This is a genomic window from Streptomyces katrae, assembly GCF_000966975.1.
GTDB classification, from domain to species: Bacteria; Actinomycetota; Actinomycetes; order Streptomycetales; family Streptomycetaceae; genus Streptomyces; species Streptomyces katrae.
Genome location: NZ_JZWV01000605.1, coordinates 1 through 7,215 on the forward strand (window position 1 = coordinate 1; position 7,215 = coordinate 7,215).

The 7,215-nt window shown below is 72.8% G+C and carries 8 protein-coding genes; 2 read left to right on the plus strand and 6 right to left on the minus strand.

Annotated features, from left to right (window positions below; genetic code table 11):
- Positions 1–557: hypothetical protein (locus VR44_RS21630; RefSeq protein WP_045949220.1), on the plus strand; the 557-nt coding region annotated here is incomplete at its 5' end.
- A 23-nt stretch (positions 558–580) separates the two neighbouring features.
- Here the strand turns inward: VR44_RS21630 and VR44_RS21635 are convergent.
- Both VR44_RS21635 and VR44_RS21640 read right to left on the minus strand, forming a co-directional pair.
- Positions 581–1,258 carry a response regulator transcription factor gene (locus VR44_RS21635; RefSeq protein WP_045949221.1) on the minus strand — a complete coding sequence of 226 codons (678 nt, stop codon included), beginning with the start codon at positions 1,256–1,258 and terminating at the stop codon, positions 581–583.
- Positions 1,258–2,463 (minus strand): sensor histidine kinase, encoded by a 1,206-nt coding sequence (locus VR44_RS21640; protein WP_045949222.1) that lies wholly within the window; start codon positions 2,461–2,463, stop codon positions 1,258–1,260. Before VR44_RS21640 ends, VR44_RS21635 begins: the two co-directional genes overlap by 1 nt.
- 107 nt (positions 2,464–2,570) lie before the next feature.
- Here VR44_RS21640 and VR44_RS21645 point away from each other — a divergent pair, with 107 nt between their 5' ends.
- Entirely contained in the window at positions 2,571–3,563 is a 993-nt protein-coding gene (locus VR44_RS21645) for an SAM-dependent methyltransferase (RefSeq protein ID WP_045949223.1), read from the plus strand.
- Here the strand turns inward: VR44_RS21645 and VR44_RS21650 are convergent.
- The 4 genes from VR44_RS21650 to VR44_RS21665 all read right to left on the minus strand — a co-directional run.
- Positions 3,560–4,645: an NlpC/P60 family protein gene (locus tag VR44_RS21650; RefSeq protein WP_045949224.1), complete on the minus strand. Its 1,086-nt coding sequence runs from the start codon at positions 4,643–4,645 to the stop codon at positions 3,560–3,562. The genes VR44_RS21645 and VR44_RS21650 overlap by 4 nt on opposite strands.
- Positions 4,646–4,677: 32 nt before the next feature.
- Complete coding sequence (locus VR44_RS21655) at positions 4,678–5,160, minus strand: poly-gamma-glutamate biosynthesis protein PgsC/CapC (RefSeq protein WP_045949225.1); 483 nt, start codon at positions 5,158–5,160, stop codon at positions 4,678–4,680.
- Entirely contained in the window at positions 5,157–6,791 is a 1,635-nt protein-coding gene (gene pgsB, locus VR44_RS21660) for a poly-gamma-glutamate synthase PgsB (protein WP_045949226.1), read from the minus strand. Before pgsB ends, VR44_RS21655 begins: the two co-directional genes overlap by 4 nt.
- A gap of 6 nt (positions 6,792–6,797) precedes the next feature.
- On the minus strand, positions 6,798–7,215 hold a 418-nt coding region (locus VR44_RS21665; protein WP_045949227.1), incomplete at its 5' end, for a HAMP domain-containing protein.

Here is a 7,215-nt window from a genome sequence, read left to right on the forward strand (position 1 = left end):
CCACCGTCCTCGCGGGACCGGCCTCCGCCGCCCCCGCGGTCGTCTCGCGCGACAACAACCAGGTGGTGTACACCGCGCAGCCCGGGGAGACGAACACCGTCACCTTCAGCACCCCCGGCGGCTGGCTCCAGGTGGAGGACAAGACCAGCAGGATGATCCCCGGTTCCGGCTGCTCCCGGTTCAACAACGACCCGCACATCATCCGCTGCGGGCACTCGGCGGCCGTGACCCGTCTCCAGGCCTCCCTGGGCGACCGGGACGACGTGGTCAGGAACGAGACGTCCATCCCGAGCGACCTCACCGGCGGGCCGGGCGACGACATGCTCATCGGCGGCAGCGGCCCCGACCGGCTCATCGACTCCGACGGCTGGAACGCCGCGCCCGGCTCCAACACCTTCGAAGGCCGCGGCGGCAACGACACGATCATCAGCCGCAACGGCGGCTACGACCGGATCGACTGCGGTGAGAGCCTCGCCGACGCCGACATCCTGCTCGCCGACCCGGCCACCCTGGACCACCTCGTCCCGAACACCTGCGAGTACGTCCAGCGCGGCTAGGGGGTGCGCCCGCCAAGGGGGGGTTACAGCTGCGGGCCGCCCCCGGCCCGCACCAGCCCCGTCTCGTAGGCCAGCACCACCACCTGCACCCGGTCGCGCAGCCCCAGCTTCGTCAGGATCCGGCCCACGTGCGTCTTGACCGTCGCCTCCGACAGCACCAGCCGCCCCGCGATCTCCCCGTTCGACAGGCCCTGCGCCACCAGCAGCATGACCTCCCGCTCCCGCTCCGTGAGCCGCTCGATCTCCTTGTTCTCCGGCTCCTGCGCGGTCGTCGGCAGCATCGGCGCGAACCGGTCCAGCAGCCGGCGCGTCGTCGACGGGGCCACCACCGCGTCCCCGCTGTGCACCGACCGGATCGCCGCCAGCAGCTCCGCCGGCGGGACGTCCTTCAGCATGAAGCCGCTCGCGCCCGCCTTCAGCCCGGAGAACGCGTACTCGTCCAGGTCGAAGGTGGTCAGGATGATCACCTTCGGGTGCTCCGGCGGCTCACAGATCCGCCGCGTCGCCTCCACCCCGTCCAGCCGGGGCATGCGCACGTCCATCAGCACCACGTCCACCTTCGTGGCCCGCAGCACCTCCAGCGCCTCCAGACCGTCCCCGGCCTCCGCGACGACCTCCATGTCCGGCTGGGCGGCGAGCACCATCCGGAAACCCGTGCGCAGCAGCACCTGATCGTCGACCAGCATCACTCGGATGGACATCAATCACCTTTCTTCAGCGGGAGCAGCGCACTGATCCGGAAGCCGCCCCCGGGCCGCGGGCCCGCGTCCAGGGTGCCTCCGACCATACCGACGCGCTCCCGCATGCCGATCAGACCGTGCCCGGCGCCGTCCGCGCCGCCGTCCTCGTACAACTCGTGCGCGGCGCCCCGCCCGTCGTCCTCGATCAGCAGGCCCAGCCCGTCGTCGAAGTAGACCAGCCGTACGCTCGCCCTCGCCTCCGGACCGCCGTGCTTGCGCGTGTTCGTCAGCGCCTCCTGCACGATCCGGTACGCGGTCAGCTCCACCCCGCTGGGCAGCCTGCGCGGGGCGCCCTCCACCTCGAAGTCCACCGTCAGCCCGGCCGCCCGCACCTGCTCGACCAGGACCTCGATCTGCTCCACGTCCGGCTGCGGCACGTAGTCCTCCGACTCCTGCGGCTCGCCCGTGCGCAGCACGCCCAGCAGCCGCCGCATCTCCGCGAGCGCCTGCCGGCCCGTCCCGGAGATGGTCTGCAGGGCCTCCTTGGCCTGCTCGGGCGCCACGTCCATGACGTACGCCGCCCCGTCGGCCTGGACCACCATCACCGACACGTTGTGCGCGACGACGTCGTGCAGCTCGCGGGCGATCCGGGCCCGTTCGGCGGCCACCGCCACCTTCGCCTGCGCCTCGCGCTCCTTCTCCAGCCGCTGGTTGCGCTCGACGAGCTGGGCGTAGTAGGCGCGGCGGGTGCGCAGGGAGTCGCCCATCACCCAGGCCAGGGCGAAGGGCACCATCACGAAGACGACGAACAGGGCCTCCTGCACCGAGCTCGCGTCCTTGTCTACGCCGAACCGCAGGAAGTACAGCGGGGAGGCCAGCAGGCCGGTCACCAGCGCGGCGCGCGAGACCCGGCGCGGGACGTCGGCGGAGGCGGCCACGGTGAACAGGATCACCAGCATCGCGAGGTCGGCGGTCTGCATGGGCGACCCGATGGCCAGCTGGTAGGCGCCCGCGCCCGTCGCCACCCAGAACATCTGCTGCGTCCACTTGCGGCGCAGCGCGATCACGGCCGTCATCGCGGCCACGACCGGCACCGTGGCCAGCCGCAGTGCGGTGCTCGCCCCGAGGTCGGCGACGCTCAGCATCGAGAACCCGAAGAAGAGGACAGCCCAGAAGCTGTCGACGCCCGTCGGGTGTCTGCGGATGAAGTCGTAGAGGCGCTGCACGTAACCCAGAGTAGGGAAAGGGGATAGGTGCTGGAGTCAACCACAGGTGCGATCCCTGTGACGGGGGAGTACTCCCCAAGGTGGAGGGTGACCTTAACCTGAGCGGGATGAACGCTCAGGGTGGTCTCGGGGAACAGGCAGGTCGGCCGGTCCGGTGGCGGGCGGCCATGGAGGCCGCGCTGTACGGGCCCGGCGGCTTCTACGTGCGCCCCGGCGGCCCCGGCCCCGCCGGGCACTTCCGCACCTCCGTGCACGCCTCGCCCCTGTACGCCGGGGCCGTGGCCCGGCTGCTGGCTTCGGTGGACGCGGAACTCGGGCACCCGGAGCGGCTGGACCTGGTGGACGTGGGGGCCGGGCGGGGCGAGCTCCTCGCCGGAGTCCTCGCCGCCCTGCCGCGGGAGACGGCCGCGCGGGTCGTCCCGTACGCCGTCGAACGGGCCGCCGCCCCCGAGGGGCTGGACCCCCGGATCCGCTGGGTGGACGCGCCGCCCGAGGGGACGACGGGCCTGCTGTTCGCGAACGAGTGGCTGGACAACGTACCGCTGGAGATCGCCGAGGACGGACGGTACGTCCTGGTCGCCCCCGACGGCACGGAGACCCCGGGCGGCCCGCTGGGAACCGCCGACCGGGCCTGGCTGGAGCGGTGGTGGCCCGGCGGGGAGAGGGAGGGCAGGGCCGAGATCGGCCGGGCCCGCGACGAGGCCTGGGCGGCGGCCGTCGCCACCCTGGACCGGGGCCTGGCCGTGGCCGTGGACTACGCCCACACCCGGGAGGCCCGCCCCCCGTACGGCACCCTCACCGGCTTCCGCGGGGGCCGCGAGGTCGCACCCGTCCCGGACGGCGGCTGCGACGTCACCGCGCACGTGGCCCTCGACTCCTGCGCGGGCCCGGGCGCGGTCCTGCTCACCCAGCGCGAGGCCCTGACCGCCCTCGGCGTCTCGGGCGGCCGGCCCCCGCTGGCCCTGGCCTCCACCGACCCGGCGGCCTACGTCCGGGCCCTGGCCTCGGCGGGCGAGGCGGCCGAACTCACCGCCCGGGGCGGCCTGGGCGACTTCGGCTGGCTGCTCCAGCCCGTCGGTGTCCCGCTCCCGGCCTTCTAGAGCCGCTTCACGCTGCGCAGGGTGGCCGCGTAGTAGCCGTTGCCGTCGAGGCGCGAGGTGCCGCCCTTGTCGCCGATGGTGGGGCCGTTGGCCTCCTCGCGGCTGGAGATGAAGATCTGGTGGCCGTCGGTGTCGGTGCCCAGGTAGATGCCCGTGTGGTCCAGGCGGTCCTTCGTGCGGGCGTCGAGCTTGAAGAACAGCAGGTCGCCCGGCTGGATCAGGTCGATCGACGCGGGCCGGAACTGCGCCCCCACCCCCTTGAGCGGGATGACGTCCGTGCCCAGCGAGGAGCGGGCGATGCCGTTCGCGGTGCGCGGCAGGCCGGGTCCGGGGGTGTCGTCGGGCATCAGCGGGTAGCGGGCCCGGTAGCCGAAGACCGTGCGGACGAAGCCCGAGCAGTCCATCGACCGGTAACGGGCGCTCTGCGGCTGCTTCTTCACCCCGTTGCGGAAGGTGTACGGGGTGCCGAGGTAGTCGTAGAAGTCCGACTGCTCCAGGCGCAGGTCGTTGCCCTCGGAGCCGGTGGGGTTGAGCGGGCCGAAGGAGGCGTCGCCCGCGTACGGGACGCCCTGCGCGTCCTTCTTCACGGGGGCCTGGTCGCCGTACTGGAAGGCGAAGGCGAAGATGTCGTCCTCCTGGCTCCCGAAGTACTTCTTGAACCACTCCTTGAACCACGGCGCGCTCTCGGCGCCCTGCTTCCACGGCTCTGGCATCAGCCGCACCCAGTTCTCGGTGACCACCCGGGTGGTGGTGTTGGCGGGCTCGGTGAAGGTGCGGCTCGGACCGGTGAGGGTGGCGGTGCGGGCGCCGTCGGTGAAGGTGGCCAGCACCTGCCCGGTGGCGTCGCGCAGCACCGACCGGTTCGGGCTCTGGACCCGCTCCCACTTCTGGCCGCCGGCGTCGCCGCCCTTGAGGGCCGCGGTGACGTTCTTGTCCTGCACCATCTGCACGGAGGGCGCCTTGGCCTGCTCCTGCACGCGCAGCGCGTAGGTGAAGTAGGCGCTGGCGGCCAGCAGCGCGAGCACGGTGAGCGCGTGCAGCACCGGGCGGGTGCGGCGGCGGCTCTTCGGCTTGGCGGTCATACGGGGGCTCCGGGGGTGGGGGTGGTGCGGGGTCAGGCGGCGGGCATGACGCCGAGCAGGATCCCGGCGGTCAGGACGACGTACGTCATGAGCGTGGCGCTGCCGGTGGCGAGCAGGGTGGCGCCCTTGGGCTGGCGGACCAGCTGGTAGGCGATCAGGCCGGGGACGATGAAGCCGAGGGTCTGGTTGGCGTAGAGGAGCGGGAACTCCAGCTGGAGCACGATCACCACGGAGGCCTGGAGCAGAACGCCGATCAGGACGACGGCTGCGAACAGCCGCTTGCCGTAGAGGATCACGAACCGCTGCGTGAGCAGGGTCAGCAGGTACGTCAGCACGGTGATGCCGAGGACCAGGGCCGCGCGCTGGAGGTCCTCGACGAGGGTGAGCGCCAGCCAGCCGGGGGTGATCATGCCGCCGGGGGAGAGGTTGGTGGTGAGGTAGCAGAGCAGGGAGAACAGCAGGCCCAGGGCGATGCCGATCGCGGCGATCTCCGGGGTGAGGACGGCGGGGATCAACGGGGCTCTCCTGGGATGTACGGGTACTGCGGCTGCGGCTGCGGCTGCGGCTGCGGCCAGGCCGGAACGGGGGTGGCCGCGGCGATCCCGTACGGGTTGTCGGCCGGCTGCGGCTGCGGCTGCGGCTGGGCGGGCTGCGGGTGGGGGTGCGGCTGGGGGTGCCCGTACGCGTACGGGTCCTGCGCGGGCGCGGGCGCGCTCTGGGCGTACGGGGTCTGCGCATGGGGGGCTTGGACGTACGGGGTCTGGACGTACGGGCCCTGCACGGGCGCGGCCTGCGCGTACGGGGTCTGCGCGTACGGGTCCCGCGCCTGCGCCGGGTACCCGTGCGGGCCGGCGGCCGTCGGGAAGGCCGCGTACGGGTCCGGGGTGTCCGCGTAGGGGTCGAAGGGACGGGCGAACGACGGGGCCGGGGGTTCCGCTTCGGCCGGCGACGGGGCGTCCTCCGTCTCGTCCGGAGGCAGCTCCGCGAGGTGCTCCAGCAGCACCTCGCCCTGCCCGTGGATGTTGCCGATGGCCACCAGGGACGAGCTCTCGCCCAGGTGCGCGAGCAGCTCGTGCACGAACTCCTCGCCGTCGCGCTGCTCGCCGCCCAGGTCCACGGCGCGGTCGCGCCACTCGGCCGGGATCGCGTCGATGGCGCTCTTCGCCGGGTGCCCGATCACGAACACCCGGTCCGGGCGCAGGTCGGGAACGATCGCGCCCATCTGCCCGTTGCGCTCGACCCGGTCGGGCCGGCAGTTGATCACCACGTTCAGGGGGCGGTCCACCGCGCCCAGGTCCAGCAGCTGGTTGATGTTCATCAGCGTGGACTCCGGGTCGTTCGCCGCGAAGACGTTCGCGAACCGCAGCCGCTTGCCGCCCGGTGCCAGGTACCGCTCCACCGACAGCACGCCCGGGTCCGGCGGGGCCTCGTACATGCCCTTCAGGGCCGTGGCCCGGTCCACGCCCAGGAGCTCGGCGACGGTCAGCGCGATGGCCACGTTCTCCTTGAACGTGAACCAGCCGAACCCGCGCAGCTCCTCGTCCGAGACCGTCTCCGGGTCGGCGTAGACGAGCCTGCAGTCCCGCGCGTCCGCCTCCTCCTGGAGCACGTCGAAGCGCTCCTTCTCGGCGGTCACGCAGATCCCCCCGTACGGCATCGACCGCGACAGCGAGCGCGCGATGTCGTCCAGGGTCGGGCCCATCTCGGCGACGTGGTCCTCGCGGACGTTGCACAGGACGCCGATGGTCGACTGGATCAGCTTGGACTGGTTGATCTCCTGGAGCGCCGGCATGACCGCCATGCACTCCATGACCAGCGCGTCCGGCCGGTAGGCGGCCGCGCGCCGCACGATGCCGATCTGCTCGACCACGTTGGCGATGCCGAACTTGCGGTAGACCGGCTCCTCGGTGGCGTCGGGGTGGATGAAGCGGGCCGCGGTGCCGGTGGTCTTGGCGACCGTCGTCAGACCGCCGCCGCGCAGCGCCCCCGCGCACAGCCGGGTGATGGAGCTCTTGCCGCGGATGCCGTTGACCAGCACCCGGTTCGGTATCCGCTCCAGGTTGGCGAAGTGGCGCCGCTGCTCGACGATGCCGGCGACCAGCATGATCAGGCAGCTGACGAGCAGCACGCAGTACAGGAAGAGCACGGGGGATCAGTTCCTTCCGGCCGGGCGGGCGGAGGGGGTGGCCGCTCCCCCGGTGTCGGTCGTCGTCCGCTGCCGGCCGCGCCGCCGGCCGCCCTGCTGGAGCTGCTGGCGGATGATCTCCAGGCTGCGGGTCACGGCGCCGACCTCGTCGTGGTGGCGCGGGTAGAGCACGGTGCGCCGGTCGCCGTCGGCGAGGGCCTCGGCGCGGCGGGCGAGTTCGCGCAGCGGGGAGACCACGATGATCTGGAGCCAGCCCAGGCAGGCCGCGCCGACGGCGAAGCCGAGGAGCCCGGCGAGGACGGTGCGGTTCTGGAGGCTGTACTCGCTGATGGCCAGGCCCTTGGCGGACTGCCAGCTGACCACGCTCCACTTCAGGTCGCCGGCCGCGCCGCCGCCCGAGAAGGGCGCGGCCGCCGCGATGACG